A 22,433-nucleotide genomic window follows, 5' to 3' on the forward strand; every position below is an offset into this window, starting at 1 on the left:
AGCGTCCTATTTAGGAGGAGGAGCGGGCTATAAGGATGGGAAATGGAGTGCACCGGAATTCAAGGTTGCACAATTTAAGAGTGACGGTAGTTCAGATGAGAAGACGAGCTATGATAATGTTGCGGCTGCGTTTGATGGTGTGAATACAGGTATGACCAATATCAACAATCGTATTCATGATGTTGAGAAGAATGTTGCGTCCAATGGTTTAAATTGGAATGAAACTGAAGGAGCGTACGACGCGAAGCATGATGACAAGTCGAGCAAGATTAAGAATGTCTTAGCTGGTAAAGTTGAAGAGAATTCACAAGAAGTTGTGAATGGAGGTCAGCTATGGGAGACGAATGAGAAAGTGAAAGAGGTTGAAAAGAAAGTAGATACGATTGATCAACATGTAAAAGATATTACAACAACGGTTATGGATGGAGCGGTTAAATATGACAAAGATGATGATGGTAAAAAGACGAATAAGGTTACGTTAGTAGGAGGCAATGACAGCGAACCTGTTATGATAGATAATGTAGCGGATGGAAAGATTGAAACAGGTTCTCAGCAAGCTGTTAATGGTGGTCAGTTGCATGATTATACTGAAGAGCAGATGAAGATAGTTCTTGAAGATGCCAATAAGTATACGGATGAGAAAGTTTCTCATATTGTAAAAGATGGAGTTAATGAGGCTAATTCGTATACGGATATGAAGTTTGAGACATTGAATTATGCTATTGAGGATGTTCGCAAGGAAGCAAGACAAGCTGCTGCTATTGGTCTAGCGGTGTCCAACTTACGTTACTATGATATACCAGGATCTTTAAGTGTTTCATTTGGGAGTGGTTTATGGCGCAGTCAATCTGCATTTGCTATTGGTGCTGGTTATACATCTGAAGATGGAAATATTCGCTCGAATGTATCTGTGACAAGTGCTGGAGGTCATTGGGGAATAGGCGCTGGAATTACTCTGAGGTTGAGATGATAATAGAAAAAATAGCTGTTATTGTAAAAACGAGAAGTATGTTAGTAAAGGTTCTGTTTGCTCTTGCCTTAATAGGCAAGAGCGAAAGCTTTGCCAACGAGAACAATAATATTTATACAGTGCATCCACCGCGCTTATCGATACCTAAGGGAGAACCTGGCGAAACACGTCGAATTATTATGCAGTTTTATGATTGGACTTTGATTTGTGACGAAAAACAAAAGCTGAAACATAAGCAAGGTATATGTAATGTGACACAGACGGTTCATGATCAAGAAGGAAATACCATTTTTAGTTGGTCTCTTGTTTCTACGACAAGTGGTCAAGCAGTGATGCTTTTTCGAACATTGCCAAATTCTGATATAAATGTTCCGATTCAAATGTTTGTAAAAGATGTCAAAAAACCTGTTCTTATTCATTATACGCAATGTAATGAAACGGTTTGTTTGGCACAATCACCTGTAGGTCCGGTTTTGACTAGACAAATAGAGCAGAACAATAAGGTACGTATTTCCTATAAAATTAAAGAAGGAAAGGTATTTTCTTTTACTGTACCATTTAAAGGGTTAAATGCGGCACTTAATTCTTTACGTCCTTAGAATCCATCGAGTCTTTTTAATAAGATTCATTTTTTCATAAATCGTTGTATTATATTTTTGAGTGTAAATTATAAGGTCAAATAAGTAATAATTTTTATATAATATGATATCGAGGTGACTTATTGGAAAGAGTGAGAGTTTTATGAATGTAAAGATACAATAGGTTCTTTATATGTAATAGAAAATCAAGTTAGTATTTTCCATAAAGCTTAAAGAGTTATTTCGTTATTTATTAAAAGTAAAAAAGATTAGAAATACTCGATTTATTCCTTACAATAATGAGTAGACTAAATTCTTTTTTTAAGCTTCAAATGGATTTTTAAAGCGGTCTGATTATGCATTAATATTTTTCAGATAAATTTATAATTCTAGAGATTTTTTTGAACGATAGTTTTTATTGGTATTCACAAAATAACAGCTATTGTAATTGCAGTTTGTGGTACTACAGAACTTTTATTTCAGCATAATCAAAGCCATTTCATTGCATATAACAAACGAGGCTCGTGTGTGGATAACGAGATTAAAAAAATTTTTCTTATAAACCGTACTAATGTATAGGTTGTTGTAACCTTAAGAGTCAGTAAATAGTATGATAGTGTAGGTTTGTTACAATAGAGGTGTGCTCCGTGTAAATGGTATAAAGAAAAGAGCATAATTTATAAAAATTGATGTGAACGTAAACGATTAATTTATAGTTTTAAGTTCATAAAGAGAAACATGATTTTACGGAAACAACCAAAAGATTATATAAAAATCTGAATGATGCTAGTGTAGAAAATTTTAATGATAGGAAAAGAAAGAGTGATTTCTTGTATTTATCATTTGATGCTGCATTATTGCTTTATTTAGAAATGAGCAGAAGAGTTTTCGCGTTTATTTATTGGGGGAAACGCTCAAGGGATAAGGGAAATGACCCCGTTAAATTATGGTTCAAAAGAATTGAAACGAGGAGAAATATACGATACCAAAGCAGATCAGTTGTATGATCAGTGCGGTAGTAATACAAATAATCATTCTGCATTGTCACGAACAGAGGCATACTCTATCCTTGTTGATATAAAGAGACAACAGAGAAAAAAACATTATGAACAGAAACAGATTTTTGTTCAATCTGAGGCAGCTTTTGAGTTTCATAGTCAGATAATGATAGGTGCTCAAAAAACAAAAAAACTCAAAGCACCTTTTCTTCGACGGTTCCATCCAGTAAAATCTCCACCTCTTTATGCGGCACTTGATCTCGGAACAAATAATTGTCGTCTTCTTATCGCATCTCCCAGTAAACCTGGATATTTTCGTGTTGTTGATGCTTTTTCTCGTATTGTACGATTGGGAGAAGGTTTAATAAATAACGGTTTTCTTAATACACAAGCTATGGATCGTGCGATTGAAGCATTAAAGATTTGTCATTTAAAGCTAAAACAAAGGCATATTAAGCGTTATCGCTTGATTGCAACGGAAGCTTGTCGTTCTGCAGAAAATGGTAGACATTTTATTCAGCGTGTTTTGGAGGAGACAGGTCTTGAATTGGAAATTGTTGATCAGCAAACAGAAGCGCGTTTTGCTGTTACAGGGTGTAGTACACTTGTTGAACCAAATACTGACGCAATTGTGCTTTTTGATATTGGAGGAGGATCATCAGAAATTGTGCTACTTGATGTTTCTCAAAAGCGTTCTTTTCGTTTAGCTCGACAAATTATCGCTTGGACTTCTCTTCCTGTTGGTGTTGTTACGCTTGCTGAACGTTTTGGAGGGAATGATATTAGCTTAGACGATTTTGAAAAAATGAAAAGTTATGTGCGAGGGTTATTAAATAATTTTTCAGATCGTCATAAATTAGGAGAGTTAGCACAAGGTTCGAAGTTTCATCTTTTGGGAACCTCCGGTACGGTTACAACTTTAGCAGGAATGTATCTTAATTTAGAGCGTTATGATAGGAAAAAAGTGGATGGCATTTGGATGAATGATGCAGACATTACACTTATGACACAACGCCTATTATCATGGGATATAGAAAAACGTGTCATAAGTCCTTTTATTGGACGCGAGAGAGCAGATTTAGTTTTAGCTGGTTGTGCAATTTTAGATGTTATTCGGGAAGTTTGGCCAAGTCAGCGTTTAAGAGTTGCTGATCGTGGATTAAGGGAAGGAATTTTGATAGAGCTGATGTTACGCGATGGAGTATGGTGTCGTCATAGAAAGAGCAGAGATTTCAAGCGTTAGAGAATTAAATATGGAGACAATGAATAACGATGAAAAAAATAACAAAAACACCGAGAGGTGGCTATGGAGGCTCAGGGTCACATGAATTATATCAGCGCGTAAAAAAGAAAGCAGGAACCATTAAAGCTTCATCACGACGATGGTTAGAGAGGCATCTGAATGATCCTTATGTCCATCAATCAAAAGTAGATGGTTATCGTTCGCGTGCGGCTTATAAACTCATTGAAATTAATGAGCGCTATAGGTTTTTGAAAAAAGGTCAAAAGGTTATTGATCTAGGAGCAGCACCTGGGGGGTGGTGTCAGGTGGCTGAGCGTATAGTAGGGTCAAGTGATGAAGATCCTAGCGTTGTTGGTATTGATTATTTACATGTTGATCCATTACCTAGAGTTGCCATGTTGGAAATGGATTTTTTGCATACAGATGCACAGCAGAAATTAATTGAAACTTTAGGGACAAAACCGGATGTGGTTCTTTCTGATATGGCAGCGCCAACAACAGGTCATCGTCAGACGGATCATTTAAGAACGATTTATTTATGTGAAGTTGCGGCTGATTTTGCTCTTTCGGTTCTCAAGCCTGGGGGATATTTTTTAGTAAAGGCTTTTCAAGGGGGAGCAGAAAACACTCTTCTTGCAAGATTAAAACAGCATTTTAAAAAAGTCTACCATGTTAAACCACCCGCAAGCCGATCAGAATCAGTAGAGCTTTATCTTCTAGCGCTTGAATTTAAGGGAAAAAATACAAGAATAGCACCTTCTTTTAAGAAGATTTAACTTTACTTAACCTATTTAAATGTGATGATTTTTTTCTCAAAGAGTTATCAGCGATAGCGACAGTTTTTCTGTTATCAATGATGAAAAACTGGTAAAATTAATGTATTGCCTATAGAGGTAGAGAGATTGATTCCTCAGTGAGTGTTTCCAATGAAATTTCTTGATCAAGCTAAAGTTTATATTCGTTCTGGTAATGGAGGTTCTGGAGCAGTATCATTTCGCCGTGAAAAATTCATAGAATTTGGGGGGACTGATGGAGGGAATGGAGGACGGGGTGGTGATGTCTGGGCTCTTGTTGTTGATGGGCTTAACACGCTGATTGATTATCGCTACCAACAGCATTTTAAAGCAAAAACAGGGGGACATGGCAAGGGGCGTAATATGACGGGTGAGAAGGGTGATGATGTCATCCTTAAAGTTCCGGTTGGGACGCAAATTTTTGAAGAAGATAATACAACGTTAATATGTGATTTAACGGAAGTGGGACAGCGCTATCGCCTTGCAAAAGGAGGGAATGGCGGTTTTGGCAATCTTCACTTTACAACATCGACAAATCGGGCACCGCGTCGTGCAAATCCAGGTTTGGCTGGAGAAGAGCGTGCAATATGGCTTCGTTTGAAGTTAATTGCTGATGCGGGGCTTGTTGGTTTACCAAATGCCGGAAAATCAACTTTTTTAGCTTCTGTAACGGCGGCAAAGCCAAAAGTTGCAGATTATCCTTTTACTACTCTACATCCTCATCTTGGTGTTGTACGAATTGATGGTCGTGAATTTGTTTTGGCTGATATTCCGGGGTTAATCGAAGGAGCCCATGAAGGGGTGGGAATTGGAGACCGTTTTTTAGGACATGTGGAACGTTGTCGTGTCCTCCTTCATTTGATTTCTGCTCAAGAAGAAGATGTTGCAAAAGCATATCAAATTGTGCGTCGTGAACTTGAGGCATATGGAAATAATCTAAGTGATAAAACTGAAATTATTGCTTTAAGCCAGATAGATACGCTAACGATTGAAGAGCGTAAAACGAAACAGGAAGCTTTGCAAAGAGCTGCGGATCAACCTGTTATGATGTTTTCTGCCGTTAGCCGCGAAGGTTTAGAAAATGTGCTGCGTGCTGGTGCACATATTATTGAAATGTCACGCAAAGAGGAGATTAGTGGGGATAGCAAGGTTGATTGAGATGGCTGTTGGATCGCAAAAACTTACACACTATAAACGTATTGTGGTCAAGATTGGATCTGCCCTTTTGGTTGATCCTCAGGCAGGTTTACGGGTTGAATGGCTTAAAAGCTTGATTAGTGATGTTGTTGAATTGCACAAAAAAGGTGTAGAGATATTGTTGGTGTCTTCAGGTGCTATTGCTTTAGGAAGGACATTGCTACAGCTTCCTAAGGGGGCTTTGAAATTGGAAGAAAGCCAGGCATGTGCTGCTTTGGGGCAAATTGAGTTAGCTAAAACCTATGGTGATGCGCTTGCTCAACATGGGCTCAAAACAGGCCAAATTTTGCTCACTTTATTTGATACGGAAGAGCGAAGGCGTTATCTCAATGCACGTGCAACGATTAATGTACTTTTACGTTTTAGAGCAGTACCTGTTATTAATGAGAATGATACTGTTGCGACAAATGAAATTCGTTATGGTGATAATGATCGTTTAGCTGCACGTGTGGCAACAATGATGGGGGCAGATCTTTTAATACTTTTATCTGATATTGATGGTCTTTATACAAAGTCTCCCCATAGTGATCCTACGGCTGAATTTATACCTTTTGTTGCATCCATTACGCATGATATCGAAAAAATGGCAGATGTTGCTGCTTCAGAGTTTTCACGGGGAGGAATGAAGACTAAGCTTGAAGCCGGAAAAATAGCTAATGCTGCTGGAACGGCAATGATTATCACCTCAGGCAAGCGTATGAATCCCCTTGCTGCAATTGACAAAGGTGAACGCAAGAGTTTTTTTGCGGCAAGTAAGAAATCTGTCAATGCTTGGAAAACATGGATTTCTGGTCATTTAGATCCATCTGGTGTTTTGACGATTGATCAAGGAGCCATTAGGGCTCTTGAAACAGGAAAATCGTTATTAGCAGCAGGGGTTATTGGCGTTGAGGGAAATTTCCAGCGTGGGGATACGGTTGCAATTGTTGGTACAGATGGGGTTGAGATTGCGCGTGGACTTGTAAGCTATGACAAAGATGAGGCTGTACGCATTATAGGACATAAAAGTGAAGAAATTGAAGCTATTCTTGGGTATGAGGCGCGCTCTGCTATGGTGCATCGTAATGATATGATTGTACGTTGCTTGATCAATTCTGTTTAAAAAAGTTACTTTTGTTTTTATTGTTTTCGCAGAGTGGATAATACGATGACTTTAGAAGAACAAATGAAAGATATGGGACAAAAAGCACGCTATGCCGCTGCAGCGTTGGCCGTTGCTTCTTCTGAGCAAAAGAATAATGCATTAGAAATGATCGCTTTAAGTCTAGAGGCTCAGTCAGATAAAATTTTACGGGCGAATTGTCAAGATTTAGAGAATGCTGCTCAGAATAATTTGAAAGCTGCAATGATTGATCGGCTAAAATTAGATGACTTGCGTTTACGTGCAATGATAGACAGTGTTCGTCAAGTTGCTCGTTTATCTGATCCTGTTGGACAGGTTATGAGTGCGTGGAAACGTCCAAATGGGCTTCATATAAGTCGTGTACGAACACCTCTTGGTGTGATTGGCATTATTTATGAAAGTCGTCCCAATGTTACAGTTGATGCGAGTTCTTTGTGCTTAAAAGCAGGTAATGCTGCGATTTTGCGCGGTGGTTCGGATAGCTTTCATTCTTCTCATGCTCTTCATTTAGCTTTGGTACAAGGTTTAGAGCGCTCTGGTTTACCCAAAGATGCTATCCAAATGGTTGGAACGACAGATCGTGCTGCCGTTGGGGAAATGCTCAAAGGATTGGATGGAGCGATTGATGTGATCGTACCACGTGGTGGAAAGAGCCTTGTTGCCCGCGTTCAGTCTGATGCACGTGTTCCAATTTTTGCTCATTTGGAGGGACTTTGTCATATTTATATTGATAAATCGGCAGATTTAGATATGGCACGCAATATTGTTTTAAATGCAAAGCTGCGGCGAACAGGGATATGCGGTGCTGTTGAGACAGTTCTCATTGACAGCCAAGCATTAAAAAAGTTTCTTCCTGTTTTAACTGCTTTACAGGAGAAGGGATGTGAAATTCGCGCCACAGAAGATATTGTTTTTCTTATACCAGATGTCAAATTAGCTTCTGAAGAAGATTGGTCGCATGAATATCTTGATGCTATTCTTTCTGTTAAAACAGTTGAGGGTGTTGAGGGAGCCATTGCTCATATCAAGCGTTATTCATCAGGACATACGGAATCGATTATTGCTGAGGATTTGGAAGTGGTGAAGAATTTTTTTAATCATTTAGATTCAGCTATTTTGCTGCACAATGCATCTACACAATTTGCTGATGGAGGTGAATTTGGTTTTGGAATGGAAATTGGTATCGCAACAGGAAAAATGCATGCACGTGGTCCCATAGGTGTTGAACAGCTAACATCATTTCAATATCACGTTAAAGGAAATGGTCAGGTTAGAGCTTGAGAACATTATTTTTTCCATGGAAAAATTGTATGCCACATGTTGAAAGATCTAATGTTGTGGGTCTTTTTGGTGGTTCCTTTAATCCACCGCATGCGGGGCATCTTCTTGTTGCAAAAATTGCCATTCGGCGTTTGCATCTTGATCAGTTATGGTGGATGATCACTCCAGGAAATCCTTTAAAGGATTGTACACAGTTGCTCTCTTTAGAGGAGAGAATGCAATTAAGTTTTAAACTTATTGACCATCCAAAAATTCGCTTAACAGGTTTTGAACAGGCTATAGGGAGCAAAGTATCAGTAGATACGATTTTTCATATTCTTACCCATTACAGTGGCGTAAATTTTGTATGGATTATGGGGGCAGATAGTTTTGCGACGATACATCATTGGTATCGATGGCATGATATCGTCTCTATGCTTCCTATTGCGATTATTGATCGTCCTTTAGGAAATCGGTCAGCACTTTCTTCTCCTATGGCACATATTTATCGCCGTTTTCGTTTGGATGAGAGAGAAAGTAAGCGATTACCTTTTATCAAGCCACCAGTTTGGACTTATTTGCATGGACCTTTATCTTTTCAGTCTTCAACAAACCTTCGTTTGAAGAAGAATGATTTTTCTTGAACATTTCATAAGATTCTGCTTCTCTTTAGAGAAGTCTCTTTTTTAGATTCCACAACGATAAGAAAGGATATTGATCTGAAAAACGTTGCACACAAACACTCTTACAATATTATGCCTTCAAAAGAAAAAAAAGTTTTTTCTGTGAGTGAGAGTCTTGAAGTTATTCTCAAGAGTTTAGAAGATACAAAAGCAGAAGATATTGTTGCTATTGATATTCGAGGGAAGTCATCTTTGGCTGATTATATAGTCATAGCTTCAGCAAATTCGCAGCGTCATGTATCGTCTGTTGCTGATCATTTATTACATACTTGGAAAGATAGTGGGCAGGGGCTTGCGCGTGTAGAAGGGCTTGCTGGAGGTGACTGGGTATTGATTGATACAGGTGATATTATCATTCATCTTTTTCGTCCAGAAATTCGTCTTTTTTATAATTTAGAAAAAATATGGATGACGCCGGATTTAAACGATACGGCTTTGCTTCTCTTCGGAGATCATTAAAATGCAAATTTCTGTTTTTGCGGTTGGTCGTATGAAAAGTGGGGCGGAGCAAAAATTAGTTCAGCATTATTTGGATCGTTTTTCTAAAATTTCTGGAGATGTAGGCTTGCATTTAAAAAAGTTACAAGAGATACCAGAAAGTCGTGCTCAAACAGTTTGTCAACGTATGGAGGAAGAGGGGAGAAAACTTATTGAATTTTTACCTGAAAAATGTCGATTAATTGTGTTAGATGAGCGTGGAGAATCGATTTCTTCAACTTCTTTTTCTGAAAAATTGAGGTGTTATCGTGATGAGGGCATTCGAGATGTCGTCATCGCTTTGGGAGGACCTGATGGGCATAATGAACAAATAAGGAAGCGTGCTGATTTTCTTTTATCTTTTGGTTTGATGACGTGGCCACATCAAATTGCACGTATTCTTCTTACAGAACAACTTTACCGCGCTGTAACAATTGAAAATAATCATCCGTATCATCGTTTTTAATATTTTTGTTCAATTTTTAGCACTTATTTATATGTTTATTAATATTGTTTTAGCTGACACCATTTAAAGCATCTCTAATGTATACGATGAGGTGTCATGGTTTTTGCAAATGAAAAAGCTTCTTCATAGAAAGATGCTATATTTATATGAGGAGTGCGTCATATTTGTCATTCTGCTCTTGAGTATGTTTTTTTGCTTTTCTGTATCGCATGCGGAAGAAATGAGGAGTACGGAAGTACATAAAGAATTGGGAGAAATTCGCCAAAATATTTCACTTTCGCGTGAGCGTGTTACTTTTCTTATGCATCAAGTTGAGCATTTAAAAAAAGATCAACGTGTTTTGAGTGATGCACTCATAAAGGCGGCTAAAGAAGAACGTATAGTAGCAGATGATATTGCTAAAAGGGAAGAAAAGCTTAAAAAAATGATAGAAAAGCGGGTACAAGTCTATCAAAGTTTAAAAAATCGTCGTGCTGAATTTGCGGAAGTTCTTGCAATTTTGGAACGTATGGGATTGAATCCGCCTCCTGCTCTTATGATACAGCCAGAAGACGCGTTGGCTTCTATACGTAGTTCTGTTTTATTAGGTACTGTTATTCCTCAGATGCAAGAGAAAACACGAGATTTAAAAGGGGAACTCAAGGAGTTGACCAATTTGAGTAATTCCATTACTACGGAATATACGGCATTAAAGACAAAACTGCAAAATCAAGCAGAGCAGCGAAAACGTCTAGAGCTTTTATTAGACCAAAAAAACAAACTACAAAAAAAATCAGAAAAAGAACTTACAGAACAGCAACAAAAAAATATTGCTCTTGCTAAAAAAGCGCAGTCTTTGGAAGAATTGATTTTAGAGCTCGATCGTCAGTCAAAACTTAGCTCTGATGCATCAGTACAGGTACGGAAAAGTTTACAATTGTTAGAACAGTCCAATTTTGAAAGCCGAAAAGGTTCTTTACTTTTTCCTGTTTCAGGAAAAAGAATACATCACTCTAACAAAAGTTCGCAGATTACGCGCTTTGGTGAAACGATAGAAACAGAGTCAGGAGCTGTTGTTATTTCACCTGTGGATGCTTTTGTTGCTTTTGCTGGGCCATTTCGTTCTTACGGACATTTAATCATTCTCAATGTTGGAAATGGTTATCATATCATTTTTACTGGAATGTCGAGAATTAATGTAAAACAGGGGCAGTTTGTTCTTTCAGGTGAGCCTCTGGGTATAATGGAGATGCAATTTATTTCAAACAGTGTTGCATTGGATATAGGAAAAACTTCTCCAATGCTTTACATTGAGTTTAGAAAGCAGGGAAAACCTGTAAATCCAACTCCTTGGTGGCAGACTGAAAAAATAAGAAGGAGCCAAAATGATTCGTAAAGTTATTCTTTTGGTCGCTGGGGTATTGCTCGGCGCCTGTTCAATGATTATGGTGCAGTCTGTTGCTGCGAATAATGAAGATAATGCATATAAAAAGCTAGCTATATTTGGCGATGTTTTTGAGCGTGTGCGTATGCAATACGTTACAGTTCCAGATGATAAAAAGCTTATTGAAAATGCTATCAATGGCATGCTCACATCACTGGACCCTCATTCATCTTATTTGAATGCTGAAGAAGCCAAGGATATGCGGGATTCTACGAAAGGAGAGTTCGGAGGTCTTGGTATTGAGGTCACTATGGAAAAAAACTTAATTAAAGTTGTTTCACCAATGGATGATACTCCCGCTTCAAAAGCAGGTATTCTAGCAGGAGACCTTATTTCAAAAATTGATGATGTACAAACGAATGGTCAAACATTGAATGAAGCTGTTAATAAGATGCGAGGTGCTCCTGGAACACCAATTACCTTAACAATTATTCGTTCTGGCGTTGATAAGCCATTTGAAGTGAAGATTGTTCGTGATATTATCAAAGTAAAAGCGGTGAAATATCGGGTTGAGGGTGATATTGGATATTTAAGAGTTATCCAGTTTTCTGAACAGACATTAAATAATCTTCTAGCGGCAATTAAAGATATCCAATCTAAAATTCCTGAAGATAAGCTAAAAGGTTACGTCCTTGATTTGCGGCTTAATCCGGGTGGGCTTTTAGATCAAGCTGTTAATGTTTCGAGTGCTTTTCTCAATAAAGGTGAAATTGTGTCGACTCGTGGGCGCAAAAAGAGTGATGTGACAAGATTTGATGCGAAGCCAGGTGATGTCATCAATGGAAAACCGCTCATTGTTCTTATTAATGGTGGTTCAGCAAGTGCTTCTGAAATTGTTGCGGGTGCATTGCAAGATCATCGTCGTGCAACAATTTTAGGGACGCAGTCTTTTGGTAAAGGATCTGTTCAAACAATTATTCCTTTGGGTGAAAATGGGGCTTTACGCTTAACAACAGCACTTTATTACACGCCATCAGGCACTTCTATTCAAGGAACAGGGATTACGCCTGATATTATTGTAGAGCAACCACTTCCTGAAAAATATAAAGGTTATGATGTAAAAGTTGGTGAGTCTGCATTAAAAGGACATATCAAAGGAAAACGAGAAAGTAATAAAGGATCTGGTTCAGCTGCTTTTGTTCCCAAAGACCCTAAAGATGATATTCAATTGAATGAGGCCTATAAACTGTTACGAGGTGAAATGGCAAATGCAGCATTTCCACCAGATCCCAATAAGGATGTGTTAAAGTGAGAATTGATATCTATAGCTTGCGATTTTGAGGAATATTAAATGGATGCAGATATTAATTTGAAGATTCTTCCATATCGCAAATGTGTTGGGATTGTTGTCTTTAATCATGAGGGGAAAGTGTGGGTTGGGCGTCGTTTAATGATGCCCATTCATGCAGATGCAGATATTGACATATCTCATCGTTGGCAGCTTCCTCAAGGAGGGATTGATGAAGATGAAAAACCATTAGATGCGGCATATCGTGAACTTTATGAAGAAACGGGTATTCGATCTGTAAAGTTGATTAAAGAAGCACAAAATTGGTTCCATTATGATTTTCCACAAGAACTTATTGGGTGCACATTAACAAATAAATATCGTGGGCAAATACAAAAATGGTTTGCTTTCCAGTTTACAGGAAAGCTTTCTGAAATTGCGATTAATCCGCCACCAGATGGCAATAAAGCAGAATTCGATCAATGGAAATGGATTGATCTAGAAACCCTTCCGTTGATTGCTGTTTCTTTTAAAAAGCACGTTTATACGAAAATTGTCAGCGAATTTCGAGGTAGCCTTAGACCATTATAAAAGCTATATGATTATGAGAAAGCTTTTTTTATTAAGATGCTTTATATTATAATAAATAATAAACATGTTTATCTTTTATGTAAAGAACAGGAATATAAAATGAAAAAGTTATTTAATTTACTTATAGTTTTTACTCTCTTGAGTATTTCATCTGTTGCATTTGCAACAAGTTCAAAGCCTCCTGCATCAAAAGATGCGGCAGCGACATTGCCAAATGGAGCTTCTTCTTTGACTGAAACCTACGGTTTGTGGACTATTAACTGTGGTATACAAGAAGGGAAAAGAATTTGTTTTATGCACCGTCAAGAAGTGAATGAGCAGGGGCGTGTTGTTGTGGCTATGGGACTTACTCTCGATGCTGAGGGTGTTGTATCTGGTAATTTAACAGTTCCTTTTGGCATTTTGGTTTCTAAGCCTGTTCGTTTACAAGTTGATGAGGGAAAAGCTGTTATCGAAACCGGTATCCGGACTTGTGTACCAGCAGGTTGTGTAGTTCCTGTCGTTTTTGACAAAAATCACGTAGCAGCTTTACGTTCTGGAAAAAAGTTAAAGTTGGCGATGACAATTGCTGCTGCAGGTGAACCAGCTTTGAATGATTTATTTGTTCAGCTAGATGGTTTTAGCAGTGCTCTTAATCGTTTGACTGCTTTGCAGAAATAATTTTAAAACTAAAAGCGGACTTTAAAAGGCCGCTTTTAGTTTGTTTGTTTTTTATAATTAATAATTAAAACGATGAGATTTAAGATTAATCCTATTAAGGAATATTCAGATTTTTTGCTGTTTCTTCTATTTTATGTGCTATTTTTAATTTTGATATTTGTTTTCTAACTGCATCGTCATTAAATAGAGAGATGAAGAATTTAGATGTCTGGTTTTTATTCAAGAAAAAAGAGTATTGAAATATAAAACCATTTTTTGATACACAGACCTGCTTTAATGAAGGTTTTCTATACGCTCTTCTGTTTCCTTGATTGAAAGGGATGACGCATGATTTATGCATTGCTTCGAACGATTGATTTGATTTTTGAGATTTATATTGATATTTTAATCGCTAGTGTCATTTTTTCTTGGCTTTATGTCTTTAATATCATAAATTCGCGCAATCGCTTTGTTGTTTTGATAGGAAGCTTTCTATATCGTCTTACAAATCCCATTCTAAGCCGTATCCGGCAAATTTTACCAAATTTTGGAACAATTGATATTTCACCTATTATAGTTTTTATTATTATTTATTTTATTCGTACTTTCATGTGGCGCGTTTACGCAAACATGTATTTATAGAAATATTACTTGAGGCGAATACATGTTTTATCAAGTTGATGAAAATAACTTGATTTTGTTTGTATATCTCATTCCTAAATCATCCGTTGACAAAATAATAGGGGTTGAATGTAGGGATGGTGAAAAACAATATCTGGTTATACGCCTTCGGGCTGTTCCTGAAGATGGAAAAGCGAATAAAGCTCTCATTAAATTTCTTGCGAAGCAGTGGAAAATCCCATCTTCTTCTATTTCTCTGAAAAGCGGCGCAATATCTCGCTACAAACAACTTTACTTTTCAACACATTTAGAAGAGCTAAAGCAGATATGGCAATCCTTTAGAGATTACATCTCGTAGAAAAAATAAATAACAAAGCCTATTTTTTTATAGGCTTTATTTTATTAAAATCGTTATACTTTTTTATTGCGCTCAACAGCTTGCTTAATTAATTCATGAGCAAAGTTTTTATCACGCCATCCTTCAATTTTAGCCCATTTTCCAGGTTCCAGATCTTTGTAATGCTTGAAGAAATGTTCAATTTGTTTGAGTGTAATCTCGGGCAGATCTGTATAGTCATGAATATTGATATAGCGTTTTGTTAATTTTGTAGTGGGAATGGCAATAATTTTTTCATCTTTACCACCATCATCTTCCATCATTAGAGCTCCGATGGGGCGAACATTGATAACACAACCAGGCATAAGTGGACGGGTATTACAGATAAGAACATCAATAGGATCACCATCATCTGAAAGCGTATGAGGGACAAAACCGTAATTTCCAGGATAAACCATTGATGTATGAAGAAAACGGTCAACAAATAATGCACCCGACTTTTTATCCATCTCATATTTTATTGGTTGACCACCAAGGGAGACTTCCACAATAACGTTAATATCTTCTGGTGGATTTTTGCCTACGGGTATTTCCTTAATATTCATAGAGACATCCTTTCTGGAATATAGTGAGGCTCAATACAATTAAATATTTTATAAATATTTTACCAAAGAGATTATGAAATTAACTTGAAATTGATGCACGTGCTTTTTCAAAACGTTTACGTTCATTAGGATCAAGATAGAGTTTGCGGAGACGAATATTTTTAGGGGTTACTTCCACAAGTTCATCATCTTGTATCCACGATAAGGCGCGTTCTAACGTCATTTTAATGGGAGGCGTTAGCTTTACGGCTTCATCTTTTCCGGAAGCGCGCATATTGGTGAGTTTTTTCCCTTTTAACACATTAACTTCTAAGTCATTATCTCGTGAGTGGATGCCAATAATCATACCTTGATAGACTTTCACACCCGCATCGATGATCATAGGTCCACGATCTTCAAGATTAAAAAGAGCATAAGCGACAGATTCACCGTTGTCATTTGAAATCATAACACCATTAACACGACCAGCAATGTCTCCTTTATAAGGTTCATAAGCATGGAAAAGGCGATTCATAATTGCTGTACCACGTGTGTCCGTTAAAAGTTCAGATTGATAACCAATGAGTCCTCGGGTTGGTGCATAAAAGACAAGGCGGACACGATTACCTCCAGAAGGACGTAATTCCACCATTTCGCCTTTACGTTCAGACATTTTTTGTACAACAGTACCGGAATATTCTTCATCAACATCGATAACAACTTCTTCGATTGGCTCAAGAGTTATTCCATTTTCATCTTTTTGCATAACAACACGTGGACGTGAAACACTAAGCTCAAATCCTTCACGGCGCATATTTTCAATAAGAACTGCAAGCTGTAATTCTCCTCGTCCTGAAACGTAGAAAGAATCTTTATCGGCTGATTCTTCAATTTTAAGAGCAACATTGCCTTCTGCTTCTTTTAACAATCGGTCACGAATGACACGACTAGTTACTTTATCGCCTTCAGTTCCAGCAAGGGGACTATCGTTGACGAGAAAACTCATAGTAACAGTAGGAGGATCAATTGGTTGGGCAGTAAGAGGTTCATTGACAGTAGGGTCACAGAAAGTATCAGCAACGGTACCTTTTTGTAGACCTGCAATCGCAACAATATCACCAGCACTTCCTTCTTCAATAGGTTGCCGTTCTAAGCCACGAAATGCTAAAATTTTTGAAATACGCCCAGTTTCTAAAAGTTTTCCATCTTGTCCAAGAACCTTGACATTTTGATTGGGTTTCAAAGAGCCAGAATGAATCCGTCCTGTAATAATTCGTCCCAAAAACGGATCCGCTTCAAGAATAGTTCCAATCATGCGAAACGGTCCTTCTGCTACACTAGGAGAAGGGACATGCTGCGTCACAAGATCAAATAAAGGACCTAATCCCTGATCTTTTGGTCCTTCAGAGGCTTCAGCCATCCATCCATCGCGTCCAGATCCATAAAGAATAGGAAAATCAAGCTGTTCATCGGTTGCATCAAGAGCAGCGAAAAGGTCAAAAACCTCATTGATGACTTCATCAACGCGTGCATCCGGTCGGTCAATTTTATTAATAGCAACAATAGGGCGCAATCCTACTTTCAATGCTTTGCCAACAACAAATTTTGTTTGTGGCATTGGTCCTTCAGCAGCATCAACAAGTACAATGGCTCCATCAACCATATTGAGGATGCGTTCAACTTCTCCACCAAAGTCGGCGTGTCCTGGTGTATCAACAATATTAATTCGAGTATCTTTCCAAACAACAGATGTCACTTTCGCTAGGATTGTAATTCCGCGTTCTTTCTCAATATCGTTTGAATCCATCATACGTTCGCTTGTACGCTGATTATCACGGAAGTTTCCTGATTGCTTGAGAAGCCCGTCTACAAGCGTTGTTTTCCCATGGTCAACGTGGGCAATGATGGCAATGTTACGCAATTGCATAAATTTTCTTCTTTTCGTTTAATGAAATTTCATTTGAGGCAAAGTCTTTACATTCTTTGCCTGACTATTAGAAAATCTTTTACATGTTTTTTTATAATTTTGGAAGATGGAGGCAATATTTTTATGGCAAAACTATTTATCCAAGTCTTTAAGGCTCTATTGAGCTTCAATTTCTGAAGCTTCGTAAAAGTTTTTTATAGTACGTATGTTCTATTCTCGAGCTAAGAATTATCTCAAAAATCACAGTCAATTTGATTTTTATCAATATGACACAAGAAATTTATATGAATTCTTGTAAGAGTAAGTAAGTATAAAGCTAGCGGTATTGTTGTTGTTGTTTTGCAAAGAGATTGATAAAAATCCGGAATATCTCTCAATCCATAGCCAATTTATTGACAACTTTACAACATTTTTATTCTAAATAAAGCTTTTTCTTATTCCATAACTTGTCAATCAAAATACAGATCTAATGCAATCGTGTATTTGAGGTAAATATTGAGACGATTAAGAATTTTATAAGAAGTTCTAGCTTTTGTATGCCAGATTAGGGCAAGAGTTATATCTGTTTGATTTATTTATGAACCCGGCATACAGTCTTATTTAGAAAGAATATGAAGGCATCCAAAGAAAATTCCCATCTTTGCTGTTAATCCAATTTATGATTTCAAAAGCATCTAAAGTAATATCTTTTAAACCATGGAGATAGTGCATTGCCTTACACTTTTGTTAATTGCACTCTCTAATAGGAGTATGCTTTTTATGCCAAACAGAACACTTTAAACAGAGTATACTTTTTGTTGCATATTCATGTACTTAAGAGAGATTTCTTAACGTACACTACATCCATTCCATGATAGGGCTCATAAATGATATAACATACGCGAATAGTATACTATTAACGCCTTTGTGAAGAAATATAAAGCCTGTTGAGTATCATCATTATTATTTTTTCTCAGCTGTCAATATTGCGCCAGTTTTTGATACGAGAGAGAGGATATAAGAAGTATTTTATTTTTTCTTGAATAGTTTTTAGCCATACACCGATCTCGTTTGTGACTGGCAAGAAGATGACTTTAATCGATTTAATATGAGAAGCTTTATGATGAGGTAAAATTACGTTATCCGGAGCTGTTATTCAAAAAAATAATAAATTATCTATAGAGCGGTGCGCTAGAAAATAAATAATAAAGCTTATTCTCTTATGGAAAGAATCTTAGGTTACATGACGAGATTTTTCCATAAGTAAGAGTTTTTACTTTACATGTTTAAAGAAGAGTTCCTGACAAAATGAGAGAAGCTACAGAAAAATAGATTATAATGCCCATGACATCTACTAAAGTTGCCACAAAAGGAGCAGAAGCACTTGCTGGATCAAATTTTAAACCTTTAAGAATAAAAGGCAACATAGATCCAGAAAGAGAACCAAAGGTAACGATTCCAACTAAAGCTGTACCCACTGTTGTCGAAATAGCAATCCAATGTTGGCCATAGTCGTAGATACCCAGTTTTTGCCAAAGAGCAATGCGCGTAACACCAATAATTCCTAGTAAGAGACCAAGGGATAGTCCTGTTGGAATTTCACGAATGATCACTTTCCACCAGTCTTTCAACGTGAGTTCACGTAAAGCCAATGCACGGATAATAAGGGATGTAGCCTGTGAGCCGGAATTTCCTCCTGAGCTCATAATGAGAGGTATGAACAGTGTAAGAATAATCGCTTTTTCGAGTTCTGTTTCGAAATGTTGCATAGCGCTTGCTGTCAGCATTTCACCGATAAAGAGTAAAGCGAGCCAGCCTCCGCGTTTTTTCATCATTTCAGGAAACTTAATTTGCATATAGGGCTTATTAAGTGCTTCCATACCCCCAAATTTATAGGCATCTTCATTCATTTCATCGACCATAGTATCAAGCACGTCATCAACGGTTACAATGCCAATGACATGGTTACTTTCATCAACTACAGGCACAGAGAGAAGATCATGGCGCTGGAAAAGGCGTGCGATATCTTCATGATGTGTGAAAGGTGATATTGTAATGGGCGAGTCATGGGTAGGGACATTAAGAATTTGTTCATCAGGTGAGGCAAGAATAAGGTTACGCAGGGAAACAGCTTTGAGAAGAGTACCTGTTTTGGGGTCAATTACATAGCTGGTATAAACTGTTTCACGTGTTCGCTCGACCTCACGAATGTGATCCAAAGTTTTTTGTATGGTCCAGTTTGAAGGAACGGCTATAAACTCTGTTGTCATCAGTGCTCCTGCTGTATGATCAGGATAACTGATGAGTTTTTTAAGTTCAGCGCGCGTTAAGGGGTTAAGCAAGGCATAAAGTCGTGTACGGGTTTCCTTATCCATTTCTTGAAAGACGTCTGCAGCAGCATCGGCAGACATGCCATCAAGAATTTCAACAGCACGATTTATAGGGAGAAGTTCTAGGATGGCAGCAGGTTGCTCAAGCTCTGGTTTATCAAAAAGTTCGATAACATAATCAAGAGGCAGAAGACTAAGAATAGTTACACGTTCCATGATATCGAGCTCATTGATGATATCAATAGAGTCTGCAAAATGCTGGTTCTTTAACTTTTCAGCGAGAGCTTCAGGAGAAAAATTTTTGAAGTCGAAGGCCGTTTTGATTTCAGTCATGATAAAGTACCTCCTGAAGAGTTGGAGAGTTGTAAATCTAGATAATAGATGAGATAAAAACAAAAGTTTATGGAAGATTTAAAAAAACTCCCCAACTATATTCCCAATTGTTAATATTTGAAGTAAAGTCAAGGATAAATTATAAGTTATAAACAAGTTTCTGAATCACTAAAACGAGAATACAGCTTAATTTGAGGATAATATAAAAACGTAAATGTAAAAATCAGTTCTGATTTTACCATCATTTCTTTAATGCAGTTTGCGATTTTCAAAATAATCTACAGCAATATTTTATAAAGAGTGGAGATTATGCTTTTCTCCAAGTGTTTTTGTTAATATGTAATTCTATTGTGATGTGCGAGCGAATAATCTTTATTGCTTCAATATAATATGGTTTGAATGAAAGAATTTTACGATTTTCAGGTTTTTTATTCAATAGCGTTTTGAAAGGTAGTTTTGAAACTCACGAAATAGTTTTAGTATGTTATCAATTTGTGTCGTAAAGATAATTGTTACAGTTTAAATTTATAATGGAGACATAAAGTATTATGACAAAAGCAGCAGTGCTGGACTGGAAGGGATTTTCAGGTCTTCCTGATTTTTCTTCTATAAGTGACGAAGATTTTAAACCCGCTTTTGAACAGGCACTTCAAGAAGCAGAAGAAGAACTAGAAGCAATTGCGATGGTGCAAGAACCACCAACGCTTGAGAATTTTTTGCAGCCTTTTGAGCTTTGCGGCAAAGCGCTTGATCGTGTCTGTTCAATATTTTTCTTACGCACCAGTGCTCATACGAATGTATTAATTCAACAGCTAGAGCAAGAGTTCGTTGTAAAACTTTCTCGTTATTCTTCAAAAATGATGATGGATGCACGGATATTTGCGAAAATAGATATGCTTTATAAACAGTCGCAGTTGGGCACATTTGAGAGTGAAACAACACGTGTTCTGGAATTATGGTGGAAAAAGTTTGTTTGTCATGGGGCAAAACTCGATGAAAAAGCTAAGAAACGGCTTTTGGAAATTAATGAAAGACTTGCTTTTTTAAATGCTACTTTTGGACAAAATGTCTTAAATGATGAAGCTGAATGGATTCTGTTTTTAAAACAAACAGACTTATCTGGTTTACCGCAAGATCTCATTGCTTCAATGAAGGAAATTGCGTGTGAAAGAGGCAATGAAAAAGCGTATGCATTAACACTAGCACGTTCGATTGTTGAACCTTTTTTAAAATTCTCTGATCGTCGTGATTTGCGTGAGGTTGCATTCCAAGCTTGGGCTAAACGTGGTGAAAATAATAACAAGAATGATAATAAAACAATTATTGTAGAGATTGTTGCGCTTCGAGATGAGCAGGCTAAATTATTGGGATATAAATCTTTCGCAGATTTGAAGCTCGATAATACTATGGCTAAAAGTGTTGATTCCGTTATGGATTTGCTTATGCCTGTATGGGAGCGCGCAAGAGCGAAAGCTTCTACTGAGCAAATTGACTTACAAAATTTTGCCAACAATCAGGGCAGCAATGAATCTTTAGCTGCTTGGGATTGGCGTTATTATGCTGAAAGACTTCGCACTGAAAAACTTTCTTTCGATAGCGCTGAGATTAAATATTATTTTCAGCTTGATCTTATGATTAAAGCGGCTTTTGGGGTAGCCGAAAAACTCTTTAGCATTACATTTGAAGAAAAAAACGCTGTTACACTTTGGCATCCTGATGCACGTTTGTGGGAAGTAAAAAAGTCTGATGGAAGTCTACTTGGGCATTTTATTGGTGATTATTTTGCGCGTTCTTCAAAACGCTCCGGTGCGTGGATGAGTAGTTTGCAATCACAACATAAATTGGATGGCGGACAAAAGCCTATTATCTACAATGTTTGTAATTTTGCTAAACCACCTAAAGGGGAAGTTGCTCTTTTATCACTTGATGATGCACGTACGCTTTTCCACGAATTTGGACATGCATTGCATGGTTTGCTTTCTGATGTCACATGGCCATCTGTGTCGGGAACATCTGTTTCACGTGATTTTGTTGAGCTACCTTCTCAACTTTACGAACATTGGTTAACAGTACCAGAGATATTAAAATCTTATGCTATACATACAAAAACAGGTCATCCTATGCCACAAGAGTTGATAGATAAAGTCTTAGTAGCACAGACATTTAATGCAGGATTTTCTGCCGTTGAATTTATCTCATCAGCTTTAGTGGATATGGCTTTTCATCAAGGCGAAACAGTCACTGATCCAACAGTGTTTGAACGCCAAGAATTAGAAAAGCTGCAAATGCCTGATACAATTATTATGCGTCATCGTCCCCCACATTTTATGCACGTGTTTGCGGGGGATGGTTATGCATCTGGTTACTATTCTTATATGTGGTCGGAAGTCCTTGATGCTGATGCTTTTCAAGCTTTTGAAGAAACGGGAGATGTTTTTAATTCAGAGCTTGCTGATAAGTTGAAACGTTTTATTTACTCCGCTGGAGGAAGTCGTGATCCAGAGGAGCTTTATAAAGCTTTTCGGGGACGAATGCCTTTACCAGAGGCAATGATTAACAAACGTGGACTATAAGATATAACGGTATGGTTAACACCATGCCGTTTTCATATTATTCGAAAGGTGCAGTTGCGATTTATGCAAATTTTTTCTT

20 protein-coding genes are annotated in these 22,433 nt (G+C 37.4%); 17 read left to right on the forward strand and 3 right to left on the reverse strand.

All coding sequences use genetic code 11. The features are described from left to right. From ACFIL7_RS00190 to ACFIL7_RS00265, 16 genes are all read left to right on the forward strand, one after another. Nucleotides 1-970, forward strand: a 970-nt coding sequence (locus ACFIL7_RS00190; RefSeq protein ID WP_375683231.1) for a Vomp family autotransporter, incomplete at its 5' end; no start/stop codon positions are given. Continuing rightward, nucleotides 967-1,569 (forward strand): invasion associated locus B family protein, encoded by a 603-nt coding sequence (locus ACFIL7_RS00195; protein WP_375633892.1) that lies wholly within the window; start codon nucleotides 967-969, stop codon nucleotides 1,567-1,569. The genes ACFIL7_RS00190 and ACFIL7_RS00195, both read left to right, overlap by 4 nt. 909 nt (nucleotides 1,570-2,478) lie before the next feature. Next, nucleotides 2,479-3,789: a Ppx/GppA phosphatase family protein gene (locus ACFIL7_RS00200; protein ID WP_375633894.1), complete on the forward strand. Its 1,311-nt coding sequence runs from the start codon at nucleotides 2,479-2,481 to the stop codon at nucleotides 3,787-3,789. Nucleotides 3,790-3,818: 29 nt separating this feature from the next. Continuing rightward, entirely contained in the window at nucleotides 3,819-4,565 is a 747-nt protein-coding gene (locus tag ACFIL7_RS00205; RefSeq protein ID WP_375683232.1) for an RlmE family RNA methyltransferase, read from the forward strand. A gap of 150 nt (nucleotides 4,566-4,715) precedes the next feature. Next, nucleotides 4,716-5,741 (forward strand): GTPase ObgE, encoded by a 1,026-nt coding sequence (obgE, locus tag ACFIL7_RS00210; RefSeq protein WP_375633896.1) that lies wholly within the window; start codon nucleotides 4,716-4,718, stop codon nucleotides 5,739-5,741. Nucleotide 5,742: 1 nt separating this feature from the next. Continuing rightward, a complete protein-coding gene (gene proB, locus ACFIL7_RS00215) occupies nucleotides 5,743-6,882 on the forward strand; it encodes a glutamate 5-kinase (protein WP_375633898.1) in 1,140 nt (379 codons plus the stop codon). A 45-nt stretch (nucleotides 6,883-6,927) separates the two neighbouring features. Continuing rightward, nucleotides 6,928-8,184 (forward strand): glutamate-5-semialdehyde dehydrogenase, encoded by a 1,257-nt coding sequence (locus ACFIL7_RS00220; protein WP_375633900.1) that lies wholly within the window; start codon nucleotides 6,928-6,930, stop codon nucleotides 8,182-8,184. 29 nt (nucleotides 8,185-8,213) lie between these two features. Continuing rightward, a complete protein-coding gene (locus ACFIL7_RS00225) occupies nucleotides 8,214-8,807 on the forward strand; it encodes a nicotinate-nucleotide adenylyltransferase (protein ID WP_375634603.1) in 594 nt (197 codons plus the stop codon). 111 nt (nucleotides 8,808-8,918) lie between these two features. Continuing rightward, on the forward strand, nucleotides 8,919-9,305 hold the full coding sequence (gene rsfS, locus ACFIL7_RS00230; protein ID WP_375634602.1) for a ribosome silencing factor: 387 nt from the start codon (nucleotides 8,919-8,921) through the stop codon (nucleotides 9,303-9,305). 1 nt (nucleotide 9,306) lies between these two features. Further along, complete coding sequence (gene rlmH / locus ACFIL7_RS00235; RefSeq protein ID WP_375618083.1) at nucleotides 9,307-9,789, forward strand: 23S rRNA (pseudouridine(1915)-N(3))-methyltransferase RlmH; 483 nt, start codon at nucleotides 9,307-9,309, stop codon at nucleotides 9,787-9,789. A 133-nt stretch (nucleotides 9,790-9,922) separates the two neighbouring features. Then, nucleotides 9,923-11,164 (forward strand): murein hydrolase activator EnvC family protein, encoded by a 1,242-nt coding sequence (locus tag ACFIL7_RS00240; RefSeq protein WP_375634022.1) that lies wholly within the window; start codon nucleotides 9,923-9,925, stop codon nucleotides 11,162-11,164. Next, nucleotides 11,154-12,464: a S41 family peptidase gene (locus tag ACFIL7_RS00245; protein ID WP_273790634.1), complete on the forward strand. Its 1,311-nt coding sequence runs from the start codon at nucleotides 11,154-11,156 to the stop codon at nucleotides 12,462-12,464. The genes ACFIL7_RS00240 and ACFIL7_RS00245 overlap by 11 nt, the downstream gene beginning before the upstream one ends. A 39-nt stretch (nucleotides 12,465-12,503) precedes the next feature. Beyond that, complete coding sequence (locus ACFIL7_RS00250; protein WP_375633905.1) at nucleotides 12,504-13,031, forward strand: RNA pyrophosphohydrolase; 528 nt, start codon at nucleotides 12,504-12,506, stop codon at nucleotides 13,029-13,031. 99 nt (nucleotides 13,032-13,130) lie between these two features. After that, a complete protein-coding gene (locus ACFIL7_RS00255; RefSeq protein WP_375633907.1) occupies nucleotides 13,131-13,691 on the forward strand; it encodes an invasion associated locus B family protein in 561 nt (186 codons plus the stop codon). Nucleotides 13,692-14,018: 327 nt separating this feature from the next. After that, entirely contained in the window at nucleotides 14,019-14,312 is a 294-nt protein-coding gene (locus ACFIL7_RS00260) for a YggT family protein (RefSeq protein ID WP_375633909.1), read from the forward strand. A gap of 22 nt (nucleotides 14,313-14,334) precedes the next feature. Then, nucleotides 14,335-14,649 carry a DUF167 domain-containing protein gene (locus ACFIL7_RS00265; RefSeq protein ID WP_375618079.1) on the forward strand — a complete coding sequence of 105 codons (315 nt, stop codon included), beginning with the start codon at nucleotides 14,335-14,337 and terminating at the stop codon, nucleotides 14,647-14,649. Between the two features lie 53 nt (nucleotides 14,650-14,702). On the opposite strand, the gene ppa is transcribed toward ACFIL7_RS00265, so the two are convergent. The 3 genes from ppa to mgtE all read right to left on the reverse strand — a co-directional run bounded on the left by ppa (nucleotide 14,703) and on the right by mgtE (nucleotide 19,781). Next, complete coding sequence (gene ppa, locus ACFIL7_RS00270; RefSeq protein WP_375633911.1) at nucleotides 14,703-15,233, reverse strand: inorganic diphosphatase; 531 nt, start codon at nucleotides 15,231-15,233, stop codon at nucleotides 14,703-14,705. Nucleotides 15,234-15,312: 79 nt separating this feature from the next. Further along, nucleotides 15,313-17,139, reverse strand: a complete 1,827-nt coding sequence (gene typA / locus ACFIL7_RS00275) for a translational GTPase TypA (RefSeq protein ID WP_375634601.1) — start codon at nucleotides 17,137-17,139, stop codon at nucleotides 15,313-15,315. 1,265 nt (nucleotides 17,140-18,404) lie between these two features. Beyond that, entirely contained in the window at nucleotides 18,405-19,781 is a 1,377-nt protein-coding gene (gene mgtE, locus ACFIL7_RS00280; RefSeq protein ID WP_375633915.1) for a magnesium transporter, read from the reverse strand. Between the two features lie 548 nt (nucleotides 19,782-20,329). On the opposite strand from mgtE, the gene ACFIL7_RS00285 reads away from it, so the two are divergent. Next, nucleotides 20,330-22,354 carry a M3 family metallopeptidase gene (locus ACFIL7_RS00285; protein WP_375634600.1) on the forward strand — a complete coding sequence of 675 codons (2,025 nt, stop codon included), beginning with the start codon at nucleotides 20,330-20,332 and terminating at the stop codon, nucleotides 22,352-22,354. Nucleotides 22,355-22,433 lie beyond the last annotated feature (79 nt).

This window comes from Bartonella sp. AP3QHHD, assembly GCF_042195765.1.
In the GTDB taxonomy this organism is placed as follows: Bacteria; Pseudomonadota; Alphaproteobacteria; order Rhizobiales; family Rhizobiaceae; genus Bartonella.